Raw genomic sequence first — 25,392 nt, forward strand, 5'->3', positions numbered from 1 at the left:
CCAATGACAAAACACATACATGGAGGAGACGTATATAAACATAAAGACTGCCTGGATTTTTCGGCAAATCTGAATCCTTTGGGAACACCGGAAAGTGTGAAGCAGGCCATTATCCACAGTCTGGATCATATTGCACAGTATCCCCAGGTGGGATGCGGCGTTCTCAGGGAAAGGATCGCAGAATCGGAAGGGGTAAAAGCGGAAGAGGTAATATGCGGTAACGGAGCGGCAGAAGTGATCTTTACGCTTTGTCATGCAGTAAAGCCAAAGCGGGCTCTGATCCCGGCGCCTACTTTTGCGGAATACGGACAGGCTCTGGCCAGCACAGGCTGTGAGCTAGAATATTACATGCTGACGGAAAATGACGGTTTTGTGCTCAGTGAAGCATATCTGGATATCCTCCATAAGGGACTGGATATGGCTTTCTTATGTAACCCCAACAATCCTACCGGCATGCTGATCCCCCACAGGCTTCTGAAAAGGATCCTGGAAAAATGCAGAAAGCTGGATATCCTGCTGGTGGTAGATGAATGTTTCCTCGATTTTGTAAAGGAACCGGAAGAGTATTCTCTGAAGCGTTCTCTTTCCGGGTTCAATAATCTTTTTATCCTGAAGGCATTTACAAAAAGATATGCCATGGCCGGTGTGCGGCTAGGCTATGGCCTCTGTTCTGACAGAAAGCTGATGGAAAGGATGGAGCTCTGCGTTCAGCCATGGAATGTTTCCACCATGGCCCAGGCAGCCGGGCTCCAGGCACTTACAGAGACGGAATATGTAGAGGAGGGAAGACAGCTTGTTTTTCGGGAGGCACAGTGGCTGAAGGATGAGCTGGTCCGCATTGGGTATAAAGTATTTCCGTCGGAAGCAAATTATATTTTCTTTAAAGGACCGGAGGAGCTCTTTGACTTCTGTCTGCGTAAGCGGATCTTGATCCGTGACTGCAGCAATTATCCGGGTCTTACAAAGGGGTATTACCGGATCGCGGTAAAGCGCCATGAAGAAAATGTAAAACTGATCGAAGTACTTGAGGGAGGTATATTATGGCAAAAGCAATAATGGTACAGGGAACCATGTCCAATGCCGGAAAAAGCCTACTGGCTGCGGGACTTTGCAGGATCTTTAAGCAGGATGGATATCGTGTGGCTCCTTTTAAATCACAAAATATGGCACTGAATTCCTTTATCACAGAGGATGGTCTTGAGATGGGACGGGCCCAGGTCATGCAGGCAGAGGCAGCCGGGATCCGGCCGTCTGTCCTGATGAATCCCATCCTTCTGAAGCCTACCAATGATGTAGGCTCCCAGGTGATCGTAAACGGAGAGGTTCTTGGAACCATGAGTGCCAGGGATTATTTCAAATATAAGAAGACCCTGGTTCCGGATGTGATGAAGGCATACAACGCTCTTGCAGCGGAAAACGATATCATTGTCATCGAAGGTGCGGGAAGTCCTGCCGAGATCAATCTCAAGGATGAGGATATTGTAAATATGGGTATGGCAAAGATGGCCAAGGCACCGGTCCTTCTTGTGGGAGATATTGACCGTGGAGGTGTTTTTGCCCAGCTGATCGGTACGGTAGAGCTTCTGGAGGACGATGAGAAGGCTATGGTAAAGGGGCTGATCATCAACAAATTCCGCGGAGATAAGACTATTCTGGACCCTGGTGTTGTCATGCTTGAGGAAAGAAGCGGGATCCCGGTGGTGGGTGTGGCGCCTTATCTGGATATCCAGGTGGAGGATGAGGACAGCCTGACGGAGCGTTTTGACCGGAAGCAGGAAGCCGGTGTCATTGATATCGCAGTGGTCCGTACACCAAGGATCTCCAACTTTACGGATTTTAATCCTTTTGAGAGCATTCCCGGAGTTTCTCTCCGCTATGTAAAACACCCGAGAGATCTTCACTCTCCGGACATGATCATCCTTCCTGGAACCAAGAACACCATGGGTGATCTGATCTGGATGCGGGAAAGCGGAATGGAGGCAGCAGTTCTTAAGGAAGCCTCCAGAGGCAAGCTGATCTTTGGTGTCTGCGGTGGCTATCAGATGCTGGGTGAAACCTTAAGCGACCCTCATGGAGTTGAAAATGGCGGTTCTATGAAAGGAATGGGACTTCTTCCTATGGAAACGGTATTTGCCGAAAAGAAAACCAGGACCAGGGTGCAGGGGCATTTCGGTCAGCTGTCCGGTGTGTTTGCTCCTCTTTCCGGTGCGGAGATCGAGGGCTATGAGATCCATATGGGCGAAAGCATCCTGAAGGACAATGCAGGAACAGCCACGAAGATCACAGACAGCGTCAGCGGTAAGAAAAAAGAAGAGGGTGCTTTTGCGGGAAATGTGTGCGGAACCTATATCCACGGCGTTTTCGATAAGGAAGCATCTGCAGAGGCGATCATCCGCGTGATCGGCGAGAAAAAAGGTATTGATGTGGAAAATATGACAGGCGTGGATTTTGCGGCATTTAAGGAACAGCAGTATGATATCCTGGCTGCAGAGCTGCGGAAGCATCTGGATATGAAAAAAATCTATGAGATACTGGAAAACGGGATTACGGAGGAAGAATAGAAATGAAAGTTGAGCTTGAAAATGTAAAACCCATGGAGATCGAAAAAAGAAGCTTTGAGATCATCACAGAAGAGCTGGGGGATACTCCCCTGATCCCGGGAACAGAGCTGATCGTAAAACGCTGCATCCACACAAGCGCAGATTTTGATTATGCAAAAAATCTCTGCTTCTCGGAGGGGGCAGTGGAGATGGCCATGGACGCCATCCGCAACGGCGCCTGCATCGTCACAGATACCCAGATGGCAAAGGCTGGGATCAACAAGCGTGCACTTGCCCGCTACGGCGGTGAGGCTTACTGCTTCATGTCCGATGAGGATGTGGCAGCCCTTGCAAAAAAGAACGGGACTACCAGAGCCACAGCCAGCATGGACAAGGCAGCAGAGATGGATAAAAAGCTGATCTTTGCCATTGGAAACGCACCTACCGCACTGGTACGTCTTTATGAGCTTATTGAGAACGGAAAGCTTTCTCCTGAGCTGATCATCGGTGTGCCGGTAGGCTTTGTGAATGTTGTGCAGTCCAAGGAGCTGATTATGCACGCAGATGTGCCTTATATTGTGGCAAAAGGACGCAAGGGTGGAAGCAATATTGCTGCGTGCATTGTAAATGCCCTGCTCTACATGATCGATAACCGGAGAGATTAGGAGCCGGTAACATCCTTCAGAAGCTGACAGGCAGGCAGAAAATCCTTGGATGGAATGGAGGAGCAGGAGAGGACCAGGGTGACCTCGGCTCCGTTTTCTCTGAGAACCTCCAGTCCCAGACCACGGTTCCGGGCTCTGTCTGTCAGTTCACTGCCTGTGAGAGAACAGGGAAGAGTAAGGGCAAGGCTGGTTCCTGCGGCTCCTGTTTGGATCTGGCAGTCCTGGCCGAAGGTTTCCCGGACAGCCTGGGAAAGAGCCTTCAGCTTCTGGGAATAAAGGCGGCGGAGCTTTCTTGTCTGGGAAGCCAGATGCCCGTCGCGGATAAACTGGCAGAGTGCAATCTGTTCTGCCTTGGAAGCAGTCTGATTATAAAAGGCTGCTTTTTTTGTATATTTTTCCCGGAGAGAGCGCGGCAGTACCATGAAGCTGACACGGATGGAGGGCAGCAGCAGCCTGGAAAAGGAACCGATATAGACAACGTTTTCACCACCTGCAAGGCCGAAAAGTGAAGGCGTCGGTTTCTGGAAATAAACAAATTCGTTTTCGAAATCATCCTCAATGATCAGATGGTCATTGATCTCCGCATGACGGATCAGCTCCAGGCGTCGTTTTACCGGCATGATCTCGCCCCATTTCGTCATGTGAGCAGGAGAAACATAGATCACATCGCAGCTTTTGTCCCGGTAATGGACATCAAAGCCGTAATCCTGAAAGATGGTGCTGCATGTGGTGAAGGATGGTGTGGGGAACGAAACGGTTTTCCGTTCATGGATCAGAGGGCAGAGGATCTGGAGAAGGGGCTGGAGACCGGCCCCTACTACAATGTCATCCGGGGAGCAGATCACATTTCTGCGTTCCCGGATATAGTCTGCGAGAACCTCCCGGAAATCGCTTTCGCCCTGGGGTTCGCCATAAGAAAGCATACGGTCGCCCTGGCGGAGGGCACTTTTGATGTAACGCTGCCACAGATCAAAACGGAAGCTTTCCCGGTCAACACCGGAAGAAGCAAAATCATAAAGGCAGGGCGTGATATCCTTATCCTGTTTTTCGGGGGTAAGCAGATGCTGCTTGGAAGCAATGCCGGTGACATAATAGCCGCTCTGTGCCCTGGCGATGATATAGCCGTCTGCTGCCAGCAGAAGATAGGCATTTTCGATGGTGGTACGGCTCAGCTTCAGCTCCTGGGCGCATTTGCGGAGGGAGGGCATTTTGCTTCCGGGAAGGAGACGGCCTTCCAGGATCAGTTTCCGGTAATAGTGATAAACCTCCAGATAAAGGTGTTCTTTTTTGTGTTCTGCAGATATATTTAACATAAGTATGATGATTTCCTTCCAAAAATGATTGCGTAAACCTGACAGTTCATTCTATAATATTACAGAAAAAAACTCAAGACTGGAGAATTACCATGAAAAAAATAGCAGTGATCAATGATCTTTCCGGGCTGGGGAAATGTTCACTGACAGCAGCGATCCCGGTGATCTCGGTGATGGGAGTCCAGGCGTGTCCACTTCCCACCGCTGTTTTAAGCAACCAGACCGGTTATGAAAGTTATTTCTGTGAGGATTTCACAGAGCATATGGAACCATATATGGAGCAGTGGAAAAAAAGAGGATTTTTCCCGGATGGGATCTATACAGGATTTCTTTCTGACGATAAGCAGGCAGACAGGATCCTGAAATTTATGGATGCGTTTGCAGGGAAGGATACTCTGATCCTTACAGATCCGGTGATGGGGGATGACGGCGCGGTTTATCCGATCTATACAGAAGAGCTTCGTAGCCGGTTCTGCGAACTGACACGTCGTTCCTATGTGATCACACCGAACCTTACGGAAGCCCTCCTTCTTCTCTACGGAAAAGAAAAAATGGAGGAGATCTGGAAGGAACTGCAAAAGGCATCAGAGGCCCGGCGGATGGAAGAAATCCGGGAGATCGGGTGCGGACTTGCCCGGAAATTTTCACTTCCTGCCGTTGTGATCACCGGAGTGGATCACAGGGAGGAGGGGCAGCCTCTGAAAATGGGGAATCTTGTCCTGGAAAACGGAAACAGCTCCTGGGTATTTGCAGAGAAATCCGGCGGAAGCTATTCCGGGACAGGAGATCTTTTTGCATCCGTGCTCAGTGCAGGGCTGGTAAAAAGATATTCCATGAAAACCTGTGCAGAGCTGGCCGTGGATTTTATCTCGGCATCGATCCGGGATGCGGTGGAGGAAGGAACAGACCGTAACGATGGTGTATGCTTTGAACAGCATCTCGGCATGCTGCTTCCATAAAAACATAAGGGGATAAAAAAGAGCTGACCGTCAGGCCAGCTCTTCCCATTTTTCATAAAGTTCTTCCAGTTCTTCAGCGATGGATGCTTTTTCGCGGCTCAGCTTTGTACATTCCGCTACATTGGTGCAGACATCCGGAAGGACCATGGTTTCGTCGATCTCGCTGTCTCTTGTTTCCAGCTCTTCGATACGGGCTTCGACTTTTTTTAGCTCGGCTTCCCGTTTTCGTTTCTTTGCCTGTTCTTCCTTCATCTGCTGCCAGGAAAGCTTGTTCTCGGAAACCGCTTTTTCTTCTGCAGGTGCCTCCGGAGAAGTGCTTCCCGGTGCATAGGTACTGGTCAGCTCCTCCTTCTTTTCCAGATAGTAATCATAATCACCGATGTAATTTACCACTGCCTGGTTTGTCAGCTCCATGATCCTGGTCGCAGTCTGATTGATAAAGTAACGGTCATGGGATACATAAAGGACTGTACCGGTGTAGCTGACCAGTGCTTCCTCCAGGATCTCCTTGGAGGCAATATCCAGATGGTTGGTAGGCTCGTCAAGGATCAGGAAGTTGGCTTCGGAAAGCATCAGCTTTGCAAGGGAAACACGGCCTCTTTCTCCACCGGAAAGTGCGGAGATCTCCTTGAAAACATCATCTCCGGTAAAGAGAAATGCGGCAAGCATATTTCGGATCTCGGTCTCTGTGAGAGTCGGATAAGTATCGGAGATCTCCTGGAAAATCGTTTTGTCCATATGCAGAACATGATGTTCCTGATCGTAATAACCGATCTGCACCTTGGAACCAAGGGAAAATTTGCCGGCATCTGCCTCAATAAGACCGTTGATGATCTTCAGCATGGTGGTCTTTCCGGTTCCGTTGTTTCCGATCAGTGCCACACGCTCGCCGCGTTTGATATCAAAGGAGATATCGGAGAACAGGGTCTGTCCCGGAAAGGCCTTGGAAAGCGCTTCCACGTGGAGCACATCGTTTCCGCTTAACACCCGTGGTTCCAGCGAGATACGCATCCGGTCCTGGAGCTCAAGAGGTTTTTCAATTCTCTGTACACGGTCCAGCATTTTTTCACGGCTTTCCGCACGTTTGATGGATTTTTCACGGTTAAAGGATTTCAGCTTGGCGATAACGGCTTCCTGATGCTTGATATCCCGCTGCTGATTTAAGTATGCCTTGTACTGTGCGTCACGAAGCTGAGCCTTCTTGAGAGCATAGGCAGAGTAGTTGCCGCTGTATACGCGGGTCTGTCCGGCTTCGATCTCAATGACCTTGGTGACCACCTTATCCAGAAAATAACGGTCATGGGAGACGATAAAAACAGCTCCCGGATAATTCAGAAGATAAGTTTCCAGCCAGGATATGCTTTCCATATCCAGGTGATTGGTTGGCTCATCCAGAAGCAGGATATCCGGCTTGGAAAGAAGCATCTTGCCCAGCGCCACGCGGGTTTTCTGACCGCCGGAAAGAGTTTCAATCTGCTTGTCATAATCTTCCTCCGTGAAGCCGAGACCCTTTAAGACACCGGTCAGCTCACTTTTGTAAGCGTATCCGTTCTCCAGCTCAAACTGATGGGTCAGGCGGGTATAGGTTTCCATCAGACGGTTCAGCTCATCACCGGTCACCGTGTTCATTTCCTGTTCCATATTGCGGATACGGCGTTCCATATCGATGATGTGCTGCTTGGTGGTAAGAAGCTCTTCGTAGATGGTATGATGTCCGTGGATATCCTGGTACTGGGCAAGATAGCCGATATTTTTATCCCGGGCAAGCACCACGGTACCGGAATCAGCAGAAAGCTCCTGCATGATGATACGCAGCAGTGTGGTCTTTCCTGCACCGTTGCAGCCGATCAGAGCAGCCTTTTCACGGTCTTCAATGTGAAAGGATGCATCATTTAAAATTACTTTTTCGCCAAAGGCCTTGCATATATTCTGACATGATAAAATCATAAAAACTGTCCTCCTGTATAAAGAATCACCCCTGTTTATGTCTGAACAGGGAAAAATCCTCCACCTATTATAACGGAAACTGCCGGGATTTCAAAGAAAAAATCAATTATTAGAAAAAATATAAAGAAATTTGTACAGAATAGACAACTTTAATTGACAGGAAAATGTCAATTCGTTATAATTAACCTAGTGTAAGGTAAGGAGGAAAACTATCGTGGAGACAAAACAAATCTCGAAAGCGGTGATTAAGCGTCTGCCACGCTATTACCGCTACTTAGGAGAGCTGATGGAAGATAATGTAGAACGTATTTCTTCCAATGAATTAAGTAAGAAGATGCATACCACAGCTTCTCAGATCCGTCAGGATCTTAATAATTTTGGCGGTTTTGGGCAGCAGGGGTATGGCTATAATGTACACTATCTTTATACAGAGATCGGTAAGATCCTGGGACTGGATACCGTTCATCCGATGATCATCCTGGGTGCCGGTAATCTGGGACAGGCACTTGCCAATTATGTGGATTTTGAGAAGCGCGGGTTCAGGCTGGTTGGTATCTTTGACGTAAATCCTGTGCTTGAGGGCATCGCAGTCCGTGGACTTGAGATCCAAATGCTCAGTGAGCTTCCGTTTTTCCTGAGAGAGAATAACGTGGAGATCGCGATTCTGACACTTCCCAAGAATAAAGCCAAGGAAATGGCGGATATCCTGGTGGAGAACGGGATCAAGGCAATCTGGAATTTTGCACATCTCGATCTTGAGACACCGGATGATGTGATCGTAGAGAACGTTCATCTTTCCGAGAGTCTGATGACACTGTCTTATAATCTCAGTAAATACAGGCAGGAACATGTGGATAAGTAAGAATTGTTAAGCTGCCGGAAACGGCAGCTTTCTCTATGACAGAGGGGAGGCAGAAGACAGAATGAAGAAGCTTGTTACCTGCAAAGAAATGAAGGATCTGGACTCCACAACGATCCGTGAGATCGGAGTTCCCTCCGAGGTTCTGATGGAGCGGGCAGCACTGAAGGTGGTAGAGGAAACAGAAAAGTATCTCCAGAAGGACGAAAGGATCCTGGTAGTCTGCGGAAGCGGAAATAATGGCGGTGACGGTATCGCTGTTGCCAGATTGTTCCATCTGAAGGGGATCCGGGTAGAGTTTTATATGGTCGGAAACAAAGATAAAATGACCAGAGAGACTGCTCTTCAGTATAAGATCGCTTCCGGTTATCGTGTCCCGGAGGTGAATAACCCGCAGTGGAGTGAATATACTACTATAGTAGATGCCGTGTTTGGGGTAGGCCTGACGCGTCCGATCGAGGGGCATTATGCTGATATCATCCATGAGATGAACAGTGCGAGGGCCAAAAAGATCGCAGTTGACATCCCGTCAGGAGTGAACGGAGATACTGGCCTGGAAATGGGAATTGCCTTCAGCGCCGATCTGACTGTCACATTTGCCTACCGGAAAAGAGGTCTTTGCTTTTATCCGGGAAGACTGTATGCAGGAAGGATCGTTACCGCCGATATCGGGATCTATGAGCAAGAAGCTGTGACTGCATCTGCCGCCTGTCTGGAAAATAAAGATCTGAAGCTGTTTCCGGAACGTGATCCCGGCGGAAACAAGGGTACCTTCGGAAAAGTGCTCTTTGTGACCGGAAGTGAGGGAATGTGCGGAGCCGCTTATTTAAGCGCCAGTGCAGCACTTCGTGCCGGTGCGGGAATGGTAAAGATCCAGACTGTGGAAGCCAACAGGATCCCACTGCAGATACTCCTTCCGGAGGCTATGGTCTGCAGCCGCTTTGATCAGGAATCCAATGAACAGCTTCTATCCTGGTGTGATGTGATCGTGATCGGACCGGGACTTGGAACATCAGTGGCCAGCCGTGAGAGAGAACAGTGGTTTCTCACGGCGGCTGCCCGGGAGAAAAAGCCGCTGATCCTGGATGCGGACGGCCTGAACCTTCTGGCTGCACATCCACAGTGGTATCAGTATCTGGGAGAGCATGTAGTCCTGACACCGCATATCGGAGAAATGAGCCGGCTCAGTGGCAGAACGATCCAGGAGATCCAGCATGAGATCGCAGATATTGCACTGAAATGTGCTGCGGAAACAGGCTCTGTGTGCGTATTGAAGGATGCATGTACGGTGATCGCAGATGAGAAAAGCCAGATGTATCTGAATCTTTCCGGTAATTCCGGAATGGCAACTGCAGGAAGCGGAGATGTGCTTTCCGGGATCCTGGCAGCAGTGTTATGTATGTATCTGAAAACGGAGGAACAGCCTCCCATGGTTTTAAAGGCCGCGTTAGGTGTTTATCTTCACGGACTTTGCGGTGATCTTGCAGCCGCTGAAAAAGGAAAGCGCAGTATGCTGGCAGGAGATATCATAGAATATCTGCCCAAGGCATTAGCTATAGGTGAAGAGGAGTCGGAATTATGAAAAAATACGAGAGAGTAAAAGCACTGGTATCACTGGATGCCATTGCCCACAATTTTGAGGAAATGCATAAAAATGTCAAAGAAGGGACAAAGATCATCGCTGTGATCAAGGCGGACGGTTATGGCCATGGTGCCAGAGCTATTGCCCGTCTGATCCAGGACTATGACTATATCTGGGGATTTGCAACAGCTACTGCAGAGGAGGCACTGGAACTTCGGCATGCAGGGATCACCAAGCCTGTCCTGATCCTTGGCCTTGTATTTGAGGAATATTATGAGGAACTTGCAGCCAATGATATCCGAATCACCATATCGGATCTTAATACAGCGGCAGAATATGCAAAAGCAGGTGCACGCATTGGAAAAAATGTACATATTCATCTGGCTCTGGATACGGGAATGACAAGGATCGGATATGCGGATATTCCGGAAAATGCGATAAAGATCGAAAAAATCTCAAAAATCCCGAATCTGGTGATCGAGGGAATGTTTACCCATTTTGCCAGGGCGGATGAGACCGACCGTTCTCCTGCACTGGTGCAGCTGGACCGTTATCTCCGTTTTGCAGAGCTTCTGGAAAAAAGAGGTGTTCATATTCCGGTACGTCACTGCTCCAACAGTGCAGGTATCATCCGTGTTCCGGAAGCAAATCTCAATGTCGTTCGTGCTGGCATCACCATTTACGGTATTTATCCGTCAGAGGAGGTAGAACGTGATATTGTGAAGCTGACACCTGCAATGGAGCTGAAAAGTCATGTATCCTATGTGAAAAATGTGGAACGTGGAACAGCGGTAAGCTATGGAGGAACGTTTGTTACAGAACGCTTTACCAGAATGGCAACGATCCCCGTAGGTTATGCAGATGGCTATCCGAGACAGCTTTCCAATAAGGGCTGGGTCCTGATCCGGGGCAAAAAAGCTCCGATCCTCGGACGGGTCTGCATGGATCAGTTTATGGTTGATGTCACAGATATCCCGGAGGTGAAGGCCGGGGACGAGGTCACCCTGATGGGAAGAGATGGAGAGGAATTTATCAGTGTGGAGACACTGGGAGATCTTTCCGGAAGATTTTCCTATGAATTTGTCTGTGGGATCAGTAAACGTGTTCCGCGGGTTTATATCAAAGACGGTAAGGAATGCGGAGAAGAGGAGAGCTTTTTCCAGTAGATCCGTAAATACCCGGATCCGGAAAACGCCGGGTCAGACATAAGGCCGGTAAAAAAGTACCACGCATGGTATACACAAAGAAATTGTGGAAATACTTATCTGTAAAAAGGAATACGGCTTGCAAATAAGCCGGACCAGAATCGGAGTGTGAATTGTGTGGTTATAAAAAGAGGGGATATTTTTTACGCGGACTTAAGACCTGTAGTGGGCAGTGAACAGGGCGGCATCCGTCCGGTGCTGATCATCCAGAACGATGTGGGCAACCGTCACAGTCCCACAGTGATCTGTGCGGCAATTACATCAAAAATGAATAAGGCAAAGCTGCCGACACATATTGAGATCGATGCATCCGCCTACGGGATCGAAAAGGATTCCGTGATCCTTCTGGAACAGCTCCGCACCATCGACAAGCGGCGTCTGAAGGATAAGGTGTGTCATCTGGACAGTGCTATGCTTGATAAGGTGAATCATGCGCTTGAGATCAGTCTGGAACTGACTTTTTAGGGGAACATGAGGAATTTTGACCGGTTTGTTTTCTGATTCTTGACGAAATCTTTCATAAGTGCTATATTAAACCGAGTTGCAATTATGTAAAACGGTACCCAAAATGAGCAGGGCACGAAAGAAAATATACGGTAACAAGGAGAGGAAGATACCATGTCAGGACATTCAAAATTTGCCAACATCAAACATAAGAAAGAGAAAAATGATGCCAAGAAGGGTAAGATCTTCACAGTCATCGGCCGTGAGATCGTTATGGCAGTAAAGGCCGGCGGCCCGGATCCTGCAAACAACAGCAAGCTTCGTGATGTCATCGCAAAAGCAAAAGCGAACAACATGCCGAACGATACGATTGATCGTGGAATCAAGAAGGCAGCAGGTGCGGATTCTGCAGACAGCTACGAGAAGGCTGTATATGAGGGATATGGTCCGAACGGTGTTGCTATTATCGTAGAGACTCTTACAGATAACAAGAACCGTACGGCAGGTAATGTACGTAACGCGTTTACCAAGGGTAACGGAAGCATCGGAACACAGGGATGCGTATCCTTTATGTTCGACCAGAAGGGCCAGATCATCATCGATAAGGAAGAGCTTGAGGATGAGTGCGGCGAGATGGATGCGGACGAGCTGATGATGACAGCTCTGGATGCAGGTGCTGAGGACTTCAACGAGGAAGAGGACAGCTTTGAGATCATCACAGCACCGGACGATTTCAGTGCTGTACGTGAGGCTCTTGAGAAAGCCGGGATCCCGTTTGTAGAAGCACAGATCGCCATGATCCCGCAGACCTATGTGGAGCTGACGGATGATCAGGCTATCAAAGATCTTCACAGAACACTGGATCTTCTTGATGATGACGACGACGTTACTGACGTATGGACAAACTGGGACGAATGATCTCTGAATAGAAAGTAATATTTTGCATATAATACCTCCAGAATTTCAGATTCCGGAGGTATTTTTTTATGGAAAAACAGAGCGAAGAGGGAAAACAGAAGGAACTGGACCGGGAAGCGAGCCAGAACGAACAGATCCGGGAAACCGGGCAGGCAGTGCTCGATGGAAATTCCCGGAAGCATAAAGTGGAGCTTCTGACGGTGATCGGGGAAATCGAAGGTCATGAATCCGCGCCGTCTCACAGCAAAACAACCAAGTATGAGCATGTACTGCCAAAGCTGGCTCTCATTGAGGACGATGAGGAGATCGAGGGGCTTCTGATCCTTTTAAATACGGTAGGAGGAGATGTGGAGGCAGGGCTTGCCATTGCGGAGATGATCGCGTCTCTGAGTATCCCTACGGTTTCCCTGGTGCTGGGCGGGGGACATTCCATAGGTGTACCCATGGCGGTATCAGCAGATTATTCCTTTATCGTGCCAAGTGCTACCATGGTGGTCCATCCGGTGCGCCAGAACGGAATGTTCATCGGCGTGGCGCAGTCCTACCGCAATATGGAAAAGATCCAGGACCGGATCATTGCCTTTGTATCCGGACATTCACATATCACGGCAGAACGGATGGAGGAGCTGATGCTGGATACCTCCCAGCTTGTAAAAGATGTGGGGACTATGCTGGAGGGTGAGGAAGCGGTAAAGGAAGGACTCATCGATGAAGTAGGAGGGATCCGGGAGGCACTGGACCGATTGTATACCCTTATCGAAAGGAAAAAAACACAGAAATAACCAGTTTTGTATGTGGCTTTTGATGATACTAGTTGCATAAGGCTAACATGGTTGCGCTGTGCTGTGGTAAAGAAATTTGACAGAAATTGTAAATCTACTCTTGTCATATGCTGATTTTTAGCGTATTATTAATAAAGGTTTATAATTTGCGCGAGGAGGAAGACCATGTATAAGGTTTTAAAAGCTGAAACGCTGGCAGCTAAGATCCATCTTATGGTTGTGCATGCACCACGTGTGGCAAGCCACTGTCTGCCAGGACAATTTATCATTGTGAAACTTGACGAAAAGGGAGAAAGGATCCCGCTTACCATCTGCGATTACGATCGCGAGGCCGGTACAGTTACCATCGTATTCCAGGAGATCGGAGCATCTACCATTAAGATGTCCGCACTGAAGGCGGGAGATTCATTCCGTGATTTCGTAGGACCTCTGGGATGTCCGTCTGAGTTCGTCCATGAGGATATCGAAGAACTTAAGAAGAAAAAAATGGTATTCGTAGCCGGTGGTGTCGGTACCGCACCTGTTTATCCGCAGGTTAAATGGCTCCATGAGCACGGCATCACAGCGGATGTTATCCTTGGTTCCAAGACTAAGGATATGGTTATCCTTGAGAAAGAGCTTGGCGCTGTTTCCAATCTTTATGTTACAACAGATGACGGTTCCTATGGCCGTTCCGGTATGGTAACAAAGACTCTTGAGGATCTTGTGACAAACGAGGGCAAGCATTATGACGTCTGTGTAGCGATCGGACCGATGATCATGATGAAATTTGTCTGTCTTCTTACCAAGAAGCTTGGTATCCACACAATTGTCAGCATGAACCCGATCATGGTTGACGGAACCGGTATGTGCGGCGCTTGTCGTCTCCAGGTCGGTGATGAGATCAAATTTGCCTGCGTAGACGGACCGGAGTTCGACGGACATCTCGTTGATTTCGATCAGGCTATGAAGAGAAGCCAGATGTATAAGACCCAGGAGGGCCGTGCATTACTGAAGCTTCAGGAAGGCGATACCCACCACGGTGGATGCGGACATTGCGGAGGTGACAACTAATGGCAGATGCAAAAATGTTAAAAAAAGTTCCTGTAAGAGAGCAGGATCCGAAGGTACGTGCGACAAACTTCGAGGAAGTATGTCTTGGATATAATCAGGAAGAAGCAATGGAAGAGGCACAGAGATGCCTTGGCTGTAAGAAACCGAAATGTGTAGAGGGATGTCCGGTATCCATCAATATTCCGGGATTTATCGAGCACATCAAAGAAGGCAACATGGAAGAGGCTTACAAGGTGATCGGTTTATCTTCCGCACTTCCGGCTATCTGTGGTCGTGTATGTCCGCAGGAATCCCAGTGTGAGGGACAGTGTATCCGCGGTAAGAAGGGTGAGGCTGTTTCTATCGGTAAGCTGGAGAGATTCGTTGCAGACTATGCTCTGGAGCATGATATCAAACCTGCAGGAGCAGAGGTTAAGAACGGACATAAGGTTGCAGTGATCGGTTCCGGTCCATCCGGACTTACCTGTGCAGGTGACCTTGCAAAGGCAGGATACGATGTAACTGTGTTCGAGGCTCTTCATGAGCTTGGCGGTGTTCTTGTTTACGGTATTCCGGAGTTCCGTCTTCCGAAGCAGAAGGTTGTTAAGAAAGAGATTGAGAAGGTCAAAGAGCTTGGCGTTAAATTCGAGACAAACGTTGTCATCGGTAAATCCACTACCATCGATCAGCTGATCGAGGATGAGGGATTTGAGGCTGTATTCATCGGTTCTGGTGCAGGACTTCCGATGTTCATGGGTATCCCGGGTGAGAATGCAAGCGGTGTATTCTCCGCAAACGAGTACCTGACAAGAAGCAACCTTATGAAAGCATTCGATGATTCCTATGATACACCGATCGCAGCAGGCAAAAAGGTTGCAGTTGTCGGCGGTGGTAACGTTGCCATGGATGCTGCAAGAACAGCGCTGAGACTTGGCGCTGAGGTACATATCGTATACAGAAGAAGTGAGGCAGAGCTTCCTGCACGAGCAGAGGAAGTTCATCACGCTAAGGAAGAGGGCATCATCTTTGATCTTCTTACAAATCCGAAGGAGATCCTCGTTGATGAGAACGGCCACGTAAACGGTATGAAGGTTGTCAAGATGGAGCTTGGTGAGCCGGATGCATCCGGAAGAAGACGTCCGGTAGAGATTCCTGGTTCCGAGTATGATATGGATGTAGATACTGTCATCATGTCTCTTGGTACTTCACCGAACCCTCTGATCTCTTCCACAACCAAGGGCCTTGACATCAACAAGAGAAGATGTATCGTTGCCGAGGAAGAAACCGGTAAGACATCCAAGGACGGCGTATATGCCGGTGGTGATGCCGTTACAGGTGCAGCTACCGTAATCCTTGCCATGGGTGCAGGTAAAGCTGGTGCAAAAGGTATCGACGAATATCTGAAAAATAAATAAGCAGAAAGTCTGTTTATAAACAGATCCTCCGACTGTGTTTTCTGATGCAGCCGGAGGATTTTTTTTCTTGCAGATCAAAAAAGAACATTTGTTTGAAACTTTTGCCAAGTGAAGATTGTAAGTTTTACTCAGTTATGCTATAATGTGTTGGAAAAAATTTAAGAAAAGGAAATATCATTATGTCAGTGATACATGCGATTATATTGGGAATCATTCAGGGAATCACCGAATTTCTGCCGGTGAGCAGCTTCGGACATCTCTGTGGAGTGCAGGATCTTTTGGGCGGTACCAGAGGCTCCGGTGTGCTTTTTGAAGTGATGCTCCATCTGGGAACTATGATAGCTCTGATCCTTGTTTTTCTGAAGGACATCAAGAAGATCGGGATCGAGCTGATCGGAATGATACTGGATCTGATCGGAAATGCCAATATTTTTCTCTATAACCGTAGGACTGGGAAAGAGCTTACCTACGCAAAGATCATAAGCGGAACTTACCGGAAGCTTACTGCCCTGATCATGGTATCTACTATTCCTACAGTCCTGATCGGATATCAGTGCAAACGACTTGTTGTGCGAAGCGCATCCTCACACATGTTTTCCGGGATCGGAATCCTTCTTACAGGTGTGATCCTCCTTGTTGTGGACTACAGTAATGTCAATGGCAGCAAGGGAACAAAAGAAACCAGCTTCGGAGATGCTATGTGGATGGGTATCTGCCAGGGCCTTTCTGTGTTTCCGGGCCTTTCCAGGCTTGGACTTACCATGAGTGCAGGACTTTTCTGCGGTCTCGGACGGAAGTTTGCAGTGAAATATTCGCTGCTGATGAGCATTCCGGCTGTGGTGGGAGCTTTTTTTATGGAGATGGGAGAGTTCACTTCTGTTCATATGACTGTTGGCCAGGGATTTATTTATGTTCTTGGAATGATCGTGGCCGGGATCACCGGCTATCTGGTGATCCGTTTTATGCTTAAGCTTTCGAATCAGGTCAGACTGCGTTATTTTGCATTTTATTCTTTTGCAGCCGGAATCCTTATTCTGGCAGCGAATTATATTTGATATCAACTGGGAGGAGTCTGACAATGGCAGCTTCAAAAACGACAAAAAAAAGAAAAAGAAAACCTGCGGCGAAGCAGCAGCCTGTCGGTAACCGCTTTCAGACAGAGATCCTGATCCTTGTGATGTTTGCGGCCTGTCTGATCCTGATGATCAGTGCATTTGGTATGGGAGGGATCGTAGGAAATGCCATCAGTGCCGTATGTTTTGGCATCATGGGACTTTGTGCATATATTTTCCCGATCCTGCTTTTTGCCGGAGTTACGTTCCTGATCGTGAACAATACCAACCGCCTTGCCTACAAAAAGGTACTGGCAGGCGTGGTATTTTTTGTGTTCCTCTGCGGCTTTCTTCAGCTGATCACAGAGGGCTATACGCCAAGTACCACGTTTTCGGATTATTATTCACTGAGTTCGGAATACCGTACCGGCGGTGGAGTATTCGGTGGTGCGGTATGTATTTCCACAGCATCCGCTTTTGGTGTTGTGGGCGGAACTGTGATCATCGTTCTGGTGCTTCTTGTATCTCTCATCATCATAACACAGAGATCCTTCTTCGGATTTATGAATAAGATCCTGGACTTTTTTACAGATGCAGCACGAGAGGGCAAAGAAGCTTATCTTGAGGGACAGCCGGACAGAGAAAAGCAGAAGGAGCTTCGCAGAAAGATCCGTGCGGAAAAAAGAGCGGAGAAGATCCGCCGGCTGGAAGAAGAGCTGGAGGAAGAAGAACTTGCCCTTACAGAGGAAGATCCGGAAAATATCTCAAAAAAACAAAAGAAAAAAGCCAGAAGATCGCAGAAGGAAAGACAGGCTGCGGTGAAGGCGAACCGGGAAGGAGAATTTAATCTTCCTTCTTTTCTTGATGAACAAAAGGCTGTACTTCCGGCAGATACAGAGCTGACAGAAGAGGATCCAGGGCTTGAGGAGAAACCGGAGGAGCATGCCCGGCCGCTGGAATTCCAGATCCACCGTTCACAGCCGCAGCCGGCCCGGGAAGAGTCGGAGGAGCCGGATTTCGAAAGAGAAATGCAGGAAGCCGAAGAGGAGGATGCCTATGACGGCTACGAGGATGTGGATATTCCCGAGATGCAGCAGATCCTGCCGGCAAAGACAGATGCAACAGCAAAAGCTTCCCGGGAAACAGGAAAGGCAGCCGTTCTCGCTGAGATAAAGGAGGATCCTCAGCCGGAAGCTGGACAGAAGGCATCCCATCAGCCCTCCAGAAACCCGAAGTCATCTCAGACAGAGATCGAGCATGGGATCAGAAATATCCAGCATGAGATCAGCCAGGGGGGAGCTCCGGAGAAGAAACCATATCAGTATCCGCCGCTGAAGCTTCTGAAGCGCGGAGATGGCAGATCTCAGGGGGATTCCGATGCACATCTGCGTAAAACAGCACAGAAGCTTCAGGAAACCCTGCATAATTTCGGCGTTAATGTAACCGTTACCAATGTGAGCTGCGGACCTACCGTTACCCGCTATGAACTGCAGCCGGAAATGGGTGTGAAGGTCAGCAAGATCGTTGGTCTTTCCGATGATATCAAGCTGAATCTTGCTACACCGGATATCCGTATCGAAGCACCGATACCGGGAAAGGCAGCCGTGGGGATCGAGGTCCCGAACAAGGAGAACAGCCCGGTCATGCTGCGGGATCTCCTTCAGTCAGAGGAGTTTAAAAATGCAAAATCCAAGCTGTCCTTTGCAGCAGGTAAGGATATTGCCGGAAAACCGGTAGTGGCAGATATTGCCAAGATGCCTCATCTTCTTATCGCCGGAGCAACCGGCTCCGGAAAATCCGTCTGCATCAATACGCTGATCATAAGCATCCTTTATAAGGCTACACCGGATGAGGTGCGTCTGATCATGATCGATCCGAAGGTGGTGGAACTCAGTGTATATAACGGGATCCCGCACCTGTTCATTCCGGTAGTCACAGATCCGAAGAAAGCGGCCGGTGCGCTGAACTGGGCTGTTTCCGAGATGACAAGCCGTTACAATGCTTTTGCGGAATATGGGGTACGTAATCTTGGAGAATATAACAAAAAAGTTGCCAATATGCGGGTCCCGGAGGGAGAAAAGGCACCTGAGAAGATGCCGCAGATCGTGATCATCGTGGATGAGCTTGCGGATCTTATGATGGTTGCGCCGGGAGAAGTTGAGGATGCAATCTGCCGCCTGGCCCAGCTGGCACGTGCAGCAGGTATCCATCTGATCATTGCTACCCAGAGGCCATCTGTCAATGTCATCACAGGTCTGATCAAGGCCAATATGCCGTCCAGGATCGCATTTTCCGTATCTTCCGGTGTGGATTCCAGGACGATCCTGGATATGAACGGTGCCGAGAAGCTTCTTGGCAAGGGCGATATGCTGTTTTATCCTCAGGGGTATCAGAAGCCGGCCAGACTGCAGGGTGCTTTTGTTTCGGATGAGGAGGTCAGTGCAGTTGTAGAATATGTTTCTGACAAAAATCAGGGTGCTGTTTATGATACTTCCATCGAGAAGCAGGTCAATACAGCCGGTGTCCCGGGAGGAGCCGGCGGCGGTGACAGAGATGTCTATTTTACAGAAGCCGGTAAATTTATCATTGAGAAGGAAAAGGCCTCCATCGGTATGCTCCAGCGTATGTTCAAGATCGGATTTAACCGTGCGGCAAGGATCATGGATCAGCTTTGTGACGCAGGAGTGGTAGGTCCGGAGGAAGGAACCAAGCCAAGGAAGGTTTTGATGTCAGCAGAAGAATTTGAGAATTATCTGGAGGAGAACGGCGGATGAAAATAAGTATCCTGACAGTAGGGAAGATCAAGGAAAAATACCTTCGGGATGCCATTGCGGAGTATTCCAAGCGCCTCGGGCGTTACTGCAAGTTGGAGATCATAGAAGTGTCGGACGAAAAAACACCGGATAATGCCAGCGAAACAGTAGAAGATGCCATTCGGAACAAGGAAGGGGAGCGTCTTCTCAAATATATCCGGGATGATACGTTTGTGATTACTCTGGAGATCGGAGGCGAACAGCTGACCTCTGAGAACTTCGCACGGAAGATCAACGAGCTGGGAATACGTGGGACCAGCCATATCCAGTTTGTGATCGGCGGCTCTATCGGCCTTGGAAAAGAAGTACTGAAGAGATCAGACTATGCTTTAAGCTTTTCGAAGATGACATTTCCTCATCAGCTGATGCGTGTGATCCTTCTGGAACAGATCTACCGCAGTTATCGTATCATCAGCGGAGAGCCCTATCATAAATAATATCACATTACATATCCGCAAATATCTTGACAATTTCCGGATATGTAGTATGATAAGAAAAGAGTAGCACTCGGAGCTTAAGAGTGCTAATAATTACAGAAAGAAGGAAATGAACATGGCATTAAAACCAGTTGCAGACAGAGTTATCGTAAAATATTTTGAGACAGAAGACAAGACCGCATCCGGCATCGTGCTTCCGGACAGCTCCAGGGAGAAAACCCAGCAGGCAGAGGTTATCGCAGTAGGTGGCGGTAAGGTCGTAGACGGTAAAGAAGTACCGGTACAGGTAAAGCCAGGTGACCGTGTGATCTACGGAAAATACACAGGAACTGAGATCAAATATGAGGGTGAGAAATATCTGGTGATCAACGCAGATGATATCATTGCCATCGTAAAAGACTGATGAAGAATTTTTATCGTAATTTTCTGAAATTATGCTCCATGTTGGTGTTGCAGAATGTAGTGACCTTAAGTGTCAATCTTGCTGACAACATTATGCTTGGAGCCTTCAGCGAAACTGCATTATCCGGTGTGACCACCGTAAACCAGGTACAGTTCGTCTTTCAGCAGCTGCTTATGGCGCTGGGAGACGGACTTGTCATATTCGGAAGTCAGTACTGGGGAAAGAAAGAGACAGAGCCGGTAAGAAAGATCAGTGCCTGGGCCATGCGCACAGGCCTTTTTATTGCCCTTGTGCTGTTTATCCTAGCCAGCCTTTTTCCAACACAGCTGCTGGGGCTTTTTACAACAGACCAGACGATCATCGAAGCCGGCTGTTCCTATCTGGCGATCATCCGGTTTACTTACTTTTTCTTTGCGGTGACGCAGATCCTGCTTGCTACACTGCGTTGTGTGGAAATTGCAGGGGTTGCCTTCGGGCTTTCGGTAATGACTCTTGTGATCAACTGCAGCATAAACTGGATCCTGATCTACGGACATTTTGGTGCACCAAGGATGGGAGCCGCAGGAGCTGCTGTGGGAACACTGACTGCCCGTATTGCGGAGATCTGTGTTCTGATCATCTATATCCGTAAAAAACAGAGTTGGATCGGCATTTGTATCCGGGATTATCTGCATTCAGACCTAAGGTTCGGAAGGAAATATTATAAGGTAGTATGTCCATTGCTGGTTCTCCAGGGACTCTGGGGCGTGAATACGGCTCTTCAGACAGCAATCCTGGGACATATGACAGCAGCAGCCATTGCTGCCAACAGTGCAGCCTCCAATCTGTTTTTGATGGTGAAATCCGCTGCTGTGGGAGCCGCTTCCGCTGCATCAGTTACCATGGGAAAAACCATCGGTTCCGGGAACCTGGAACTCGCGAAGGTTTATTCCAAAAAGCTCCAGAAATTATTTGTAGTCATGGGACTCACCTGTGGTATCCTTCTTTTCTTTATCCGGATCCCGGTGCTGAGCCTGTATCAGCTTTCGCCGGAAACGAGAGAGATGGCCAATACCTTTCTTATCATTTTAAGTGTGGTAATGGTAGGGATGTCCTATCAGATGCCGACAAACGGTGGTATTATCCGGGGAAGCGGAAGCATCGCCTATTCCATGAAGGTGGATCTGATCAGTACCTGGGGGATCGTGATTCCCCTGTCCATGTTTATGGCATTTGTGGTCAATGCATCCCCGGCAATAGTGGTATGCTGCCTGAATGCAGATCAGATCTTTAAATGCGTGCCTGCATTTTTGAAGTGCAATTACGGACATTGGATCAAAAATATGACGAATTAAGGAAATATATATAGATCAGAGGCAAGATACAGAAAATTTATCTTGACGCCTGTGTGATCTGTATGTAGAATAAATACAAGCTTTAGCGAAATGCAGTAAAAAAATCTCTGAAGAGCCAGGGACAGCTTGACAAAGGTAATATGGTATAGTATTATCTTGCATATATCATATTAAACTGGTAGGAAAAGAGGAATACTCACTGAAACACAGGAGGAACAGGAAATGAGAAAAAAAGTACTGGCAGCGCTTCTGGCAGCTGCAGTGGCAGGAACAACTGTTATGTCAGGAATGACTGTTTTTGCAGCAGAAACAGAAGGAACCAAGGCGGAAGGTGGAAATATTACCATTGCAGAAACAGCAGATCCGCAGAACATCAATCCGCTTTATGTTGTGGATCAGACAAGCTTCGATATGATGCAGGCACTGTACAGCCCGTTTTTTGAGATCGTGAACGGAGAGATGTATTACGGAAACGGACTTTGCGAAAGTGTAACAGCCAATGATGATGCCAGCGAATTCACACTGAAGCTGAAAGACGGACTGAAATGGCATGACGGTCAGCCGATCACAGCCGATGATGTGGTATTTACCATGCAGGTGCTGGTAGATGAGAAGCAGAATGTTCCGTACTCTTCTTACGGATACGTTAATGATAAGGCGGTAGAGGCAGAGAAGGTTGATGACCTTACAGTCAAGCTTTCCCTTGGATCATCTTCCGCAGGCTTTCTTGGCGGACTGAGCCAGGTTTACTGTATTCCGAAGCATATTTATGACGGCGTGGAGAATATCGGAGAAAGTGATCTCAACAATGAACCGGTGGGAAATGGTCCTTTTAAGTTCGAGGAATACAAATCCGGAGAGTATTATAAAGTAACAAAATTCGACGACTATTTTGATGATGTAAATCTGGATTCCATCACCTTCAAGATCGTAAAGGATTCCAGTTCCGCCAATGCGGCACTTGCAAGCGGAGATCTGGATGCACGTCTGATCAGTGCAGATGATTACGATACCGTCAGTGCTTACGATAACGTAAACATCAATACCTATAATTCCGGACGTGTCAACGCCATGTTCATGAATGAGCTGAACAAAGATCTTCAGGATGTAAAGGTACGTCAGGCAATCGCATACGCACTGAATAAAGAGGAGTTCTGCCAGTTTGCTTTCATTTCCGAGGACTATGCAGAGCCTGCGGATTCTATTTTTACACCGGATACACTCTACTATACAAAACCGGACAACACCTACGACAATGATCCGGCTAAAGCACAGGAGCTCCTTTCCGAAGCAGGAAAGACAAATCTTTCTCTGAACCTGATGTATATCTCCACAGATAAGACAATGGAGAGTGAGGCTCTGTATGTACAGTCTGCCCTTGCAAATGTAGGAATCACCATCAATCTTCTTCCTACAGATGAGTCTACCTTCAAGAATAAGACAAAGGATCCGGAGTGCACAGATTATGATCTGGTACTGAGCTTCTATACTCTGGGAGAAGAGCCGAGCCTTTACGCAGACATGAGTTCTTCCGACAGCCGTTCCAACTATTCCAGGATCAAGGATACAGATCTGGATGCATTGTGGGAAGATGGCAACAGCACTGCAGATGAGACAAAACGTGGTGAGATTTATAAAGAGATCCAGAATACGATCAATGATAACATGTATATCTATCCGATCGCTTATTCCAATGGTTTCTATGCGGTAAGTAAAGATTTCGGGGGCTTTGATGAATGTCTGTTAAAAACTATTTATTATGATTATTCCAAGATCTACACATTGGAGAAATAAATAATTTTATAGCGGATGAATACCGGAAACAGAAAGAGGCTGACGCGTTTTTTGCGCCAGCCGATTTCCTGTTTTCGGGGAAAATAAAGGAGGTACATTTTGAAGAAGATCGTAAACCGACTGATACAGTGTATTCTGACACTGTTTATTGTCTCTGTTCTCTGCTTTGCACTGACAAAAGCAGCGCCCGGAGATCCTGTTCTGACTTATGTGGAACCAAATATGAGTGAAGAATATATCCAGAACCTGAGAGAAAGCCTGGGACTTACAAAGCCTCTCTATGAGCAGTACTTTCTGTGGCTGGGAAGGATCCTTCACGGGAATTTCGGAAATTCTCTGATGAATAACCGTCCGGTCCTGACACAGATGCTGGAGAGGCTTCCCGCAACCGTGATCCTCATGGGAACCAGCATGCTGCTTGGTTTTCTCATTGCCATTGTACTGGGCCTGTATTCCGGAAAGAATAAGAATGGTGTTCTGGATAAGATTACCAGTATGTTTTGTTATGTAGGTATCTCCATTCCTACTTTCTGGTTCGGTATCATGCTGATCTATCTCCTCAGTGTGCATTTACATATCCTGCCAAGTATCGGTATGCATTCAGACGGAAACCGTTCCTTTGGAGATCTGATCCTGCATATGGTCATGCCCTGTGCAGTTCTGACCTTTGCAAATGCGTCACAGTACATCCGGTATTTAAGAAGCAGTACCATTACGGAAATGTCCTCCGATTATGTTATGGTGCAGAGGGCTTACGGAATGAAAGAGTCTGGAATCCTTTTCCGGCATGTACTGAAAAATGCCATGCTTCCTATGATCACAGTTCTCGGAATGAGCCTGCAGTCCCTGGTATCCGGTGCCATTATCACCGAGCAGGTTTTTGCATGGCCGGGAATCGGTCAGCTGGCAGTTACTGCCGTCATGCAGTATGATTATCCCCTGATCATGGGAATTACCATGTTCACCGCGCTTCTTGTGGTGCTCGGAAATCTTCTGGCAGATATTCTGTATGCTGTCTTTGATCCGAGGATCCGGAAAGCAGGATGTTAGGAGGTGAAGGAACATGAGAGAAAATATCTGGAAAAATATCAAACTTGGTTTTAAGACAAATAAACTTGCAGTGGTAGGTGCAGCAGCTATCATCCTGCTGGCACTGATCTCCATTTTTGCCTTTCTGTACCCGGTAGATCCTAATGCCATCAGCGCCACAGAGAGACTGAATGCTCCTTCCATGGCGCATCTTTTCGGTACGGATGATATGGGACGGGATTATCTGGCTCGCTGTATTTACGGAGGAAGAGCATCCCTTCTGGTGGGCTTCCTTTCCATGGTGCTTTCTACAGCCCTTGGCGTGGTCATCGGTTCCATCAGCGGTTTTGTGGGAGGAACGGTGGATGCGGTGCTGATGCGTCTGGTGGATGCATTGATGAGCCTTCCGACATTCCTGATCATGATCGTTATGAATGCCTTCCTGAAACCGGGACTTCAGAACATTGTCCTGATCATCGGCTTTCTGACCTGGATGAACATTGCCAGGATCGTCCGTGGCGAGACTATTTCCCTGAACGAGAGAGAGTATGTCATCTATGCAAAGATCTCCGGACAGAAGAAATTCTCCACCATTGTACACCATATCCTGCCTAACATCATGCCTACCATTATCGTGGCTGCAACCATGAACATTGCCAATGCCATCCTGATGGAATCTGCACTGAGCTTTTTCGGCCTGGGTATCCAACCGCCTACGGCTTCCTGGGGAAGTATGCTGAGCAATGCACAGCGCTATATCCAGCAGGCACCGTATCTGGCTATTTTCCCCGGAATCCTGATCCTGATCACTGTCGTCAGCTTCAATTATCTGGGAGAAGTATTAAGAAAAGTATTCGAGCCCAAGTAAG

General features: G+C 47.9%; 22 protein-coding genes. 20 read left to right on the forward strand and 2 right to left on the reverse strand.

The features are described from left to right. Nucleotides 1-3: 3 nt before the first annotated feature. The 3 genes from cobD to LKD46_RS07895 are packed head-to-tail and all read left to right on the forward strand — an operon-like array spanning nt 4 to nt 3,205. Nucleotides 4-1,056, forward strand: a complete 1,053-nt coding sequence (cobD, locus tag LKD46_RS07885; RefSeq protein ID WP_110102259.1) for a threonine-phosphate decarboxylase CobD — start codon at nt 4-6, stop codon at nt 1,054-1,056. Next, nucleotides 1,041-2,561, forward strand: a complete 1,521-nt coding sequence (locus LKD46_RS07890) for a cobyric acid synthase (protein ID WP_021650563.1) — start codon at nt 1,041-1,043, stop codon at nt 2,559-2,561. Before cobD ends, LKD46_RS07890 begins: the two co-directional genes overlap by 16 nt. A gap of 2 nt (nt 2,562-2,563) precedes the next feature. Further along, nucleotides 2,564-3,205, forward strand: a complete 642-nt coding sequence (locus LKD46_RS07895; RefSeq protein WP_015524817.1) for a precorrin-8X methylmutase — start codon at nt 2,564-2,566, stop codon at nt 3,203-3,205. Here LKD46_RS07895 and pdxR read toward each other — a convergent pair. Next, a complete protein-coding gene (gene pdxR / locus LKD46_RS07900) occupies nt 3,202-4,518 on the reverse strand; it encodes a MocR-like pyridoxine biosynthesis transcription factor PdxR (protein WP_110102261.1) in 1,317 nt (438 codons plus the stop codon). The two genes, LKD46_RS07895 and pdxR, sit on opposite strands and share 4 nt — an antisense overlap. 92 nt (nt 4,519-4,610) lie before the next feature. Between pdxR and LKD46_RS07905 the strand changes: the two genes are divergently transcribed. Next, nucleotides 4,611-5,477: a pyridoxamine kinase gene (locus LKD46_RS07905; protein ID WP_015524819.1), complete on the forward strand. Its 867-nt coding sequence runs from the start codon at nt 4,611-4,613 to the stop codon at nt 5,475-5,477. Between the two features lie 30 nt (nt 5,478-5,507). On the opposite strand, the gene abc-f is transcribed toward LKD46_RS07905, so the two are convergent. Next, nucleotides 5,508-7,424, reverse strand: a complete 1,917-nt coding sequence (gene abc-f / locus LKD46_RS07910; RefSeq protein ID WP_110102263.1) for a ribosomal protection-like ABC-F family protein — start codon at nt 7,422-7,424, stop codon at nt 5,508-5,510. Between the two features lie 214 nt (nt 7,425-7,638). Between abc-f and LKD46_RS07915 the strand changes: the two genes are divergently transcribed. The 16 genes from LKD46_RS07915 to LKD46_RS07990 all read left to right on the forward strand — a co-directional run bounded on the left by LKD46_RS07915 (nt 7,639) and on the right by LKD46_RS07990 (nt 25,391). Continuing rightward, nucleotides 7,639-8,286, forward strand: coding sequence for a redox-sensing transcriptional repressor Rex (locus tag LKD46_RS07915; protein ID WP_021650558.1), 648 nt, complete (start codon nt 7,639-7,641; stop codon nt 8,284-8,286). Nucleotides 8,287-8,347: 61 nt separating this feature from the next. After that, nucleotides 8,348-9,865: a bifunctional ADP-dependent NAD(P)H-hydrate dehydratase/NAD(P)H-hydrate epimerase gene (locus LKD46_RS07920; protein WP_021650557.1), complete on the forward strand. Its 1,518-nt coding sequence runs from the start codon at nt 8,348-8,350 to the stop codon at nt 9,863-9,865. Then, nucleotides 9,862-11,031, forward strand: coding sequence for an alanine racemase (alr, locus tag LKD46_RS07925; RefSeq protein WP_110102265.1), 1,170 nt, complete (start codon nt 9,862-9,864; stop codon nt 11,029-11,031). Before LKD46_RS07920 ends, alr begins: the two co-directional genes overlap by 4 nt. 156 nt (nt 11,032-11,187) lie before the next feature. After that, the gene (locus tag LKD46_RS07930; protein WP_021650556.1) at nt 11,188-11,535 is read left to right on the forward strand and encodes a type II toxin-antitoxin system PemK/MazF family toxin; all 348 of its coding nucleotides are present in this window, start codon (nt 11,188-11,190) and stop codon (nt 11,533-11,535) included. Between the two features lie 153 nt (nt 11,536-11,688). Then, nucleotides 11,689-12,432, forward strand: coding sequence for a YebC/PmpR family DNA-binding transcriptional regulator (locus tag LKD46_RS07935; protein WP_110102267.1), 744 nt, complete (start codon nt 11,689-11,691; stop codon nt 12,430-12,432). Nucleotides 12,433-12,500: 68 nt separating this feature from the next. Next, nucleotides 12,501-13,214, forward strand: a complete 714-nt coding sequence (locus tag LKD46_RS07940; RefSeq protein WP_022426789.1) for a ClpP family protease — start codon at nt 12,501-12,503, stop codon at nt 13,212-13,214. 165 nt (nt 13,215-13,379) lie between these two features. Then, the gene (locus tag LKD46_RS07945) at nt 13,380-14,267 is read left to right on the forward strand and encodes a sulfide/dihydroorotate dehydrogenase-like FAD/NAD-binding protein (protein WP_015524825.1); all 888 of its coding nucleotides are present in this window, start codon (nt 13,380-13,382) and stop codon (nt 14,265-14,267) included. Then, nucleotides 14,267-15,661, forward strand: a complete 1,395-nt coding sequence (gltA, locus tag LKD46_RS07950; protein ID WP_021650554.1) for an NADPH-dependent glutamate synthase — start codon at nt 14,267-14,269, stop codon at nt 15,659-15,661. The genes LKD46_RS07945 and gltA overlap by 1 nt, the downstream gene beginning before the upstream one ends. 179 nt (nt 15,662-15,840) lie before the next feature. After that, entirely contained in the window at nt 15,841-16,716 is an 876-nt protein-coding gene (locus tag LKD46_RS07955; RefSeq protein WP_227573998.1) for an undecaprenyl-diphosphate phosphatase, read from the forward strand. 23 nt (nt 16,717-16,739) lie between these two features. Then, on the forward strand, nt 16,740-19,487 hold the full coding sequence (locus tag LKD46_RS07960) for an FtsK/SpoIIIE family DNA translocase (protein ID WP_118513429.1): 2,748 nt from the start codon (nt 16,740-16,742) through the stop codon (nt 19,485-19,487). Then, nucleotides 19,484-19,963: a 23S rRNA (pseudouridine(1915)-N(3))-methyltransferase RlmH gene (gene rlmH, locus LKD46_RS07965; protein WP_227573999.1), complete on the forward strand. Its 480-nt coding sequence runs from the start codon at nt 19,484-19,486 to the stop codon at nt 19,961-19,963. Before LKD46_RS07960 ends, rlmH begins: the two co-directional genes overlap by 4 nt. A 115-nt stretch (nt 19,964-20,078) precedes the next feature. Further along, a complete protein-coding gene (groES, locus tag LKD46_RS07970; RefSeq protein ID WP_118513433.1) occupies nt 20,079-20,366 on the forward strand; it encodes a co-chaperone GroES in 288 nt (95 codons plus the stop codon). Further along, the gene (locus tag LKD46_RS07975) at nt 20,366-21,700 is read left to right on the forward strand and encodes an MATE family efflux transporter (RefSeq protein WP_227574000.1); all 1,335 of its coding nucleotides are present in this window, start codon (nt 20,366-20,368) and stop codon (nt 21,698-21,700) included. The genes groES and LKD46_RS07975 overlap by 1 nt, the downstream gene beginning before the upstream one ends. A gap of 222 nt (nt 21,701-21,922) precedes the next feature. After that, nucleotides 21,923-23,494 (forward strand): ABC transporter substrate-binding protein, encoded by a 1,572-nt coding sequence (locus LKD46_RS07980; RefSeq protein WP_118513437.1) that lies wholly within the window; start codon nt 21,923-21,925, stop codon nt 23,492-23,494. Between the two features lie 99 nt (nt 23,495-23,593). Next, nucleotides 23,594-24,544, forward strand: a complete 951-nt coding sequence (locus LKD46_RS07985) for an ABC transporter permease (RefSeq protein WP_180214261.1) — start codon at nt 23,594-23,596, stop codon at nt 24,542-24,544. A 13-nt stretch (nt 24,545-24,557) separates the two neighbouring features. Continuing rightward, nucleotides 24,558-25,391 carry an ABC transporter permease gene (locus LKD46_RS07990; RefSeq protein ID WP_118513441.1) on the forward strand — a complete coding sequence of 278 codons (834 nt, stop codon included), beginning with the start codon at nt 24,558-24,560 and terminating at the stop codon, nt 25,389-25,391. The last annotated feature ends 1 nt before the right edge of the window (nt 25,392 follow it).

It is taken from the genome of Blautia fusiformis, from assembly GCF_020686995.1.
In the GTDB taxonomy this organism is placed as follows: domain Bacteria; phylum Bacillota; class Clostridia; order Lachnospirales; family Lachnospiraceae; genus Blautia_A; species Blautia_A fusiformis.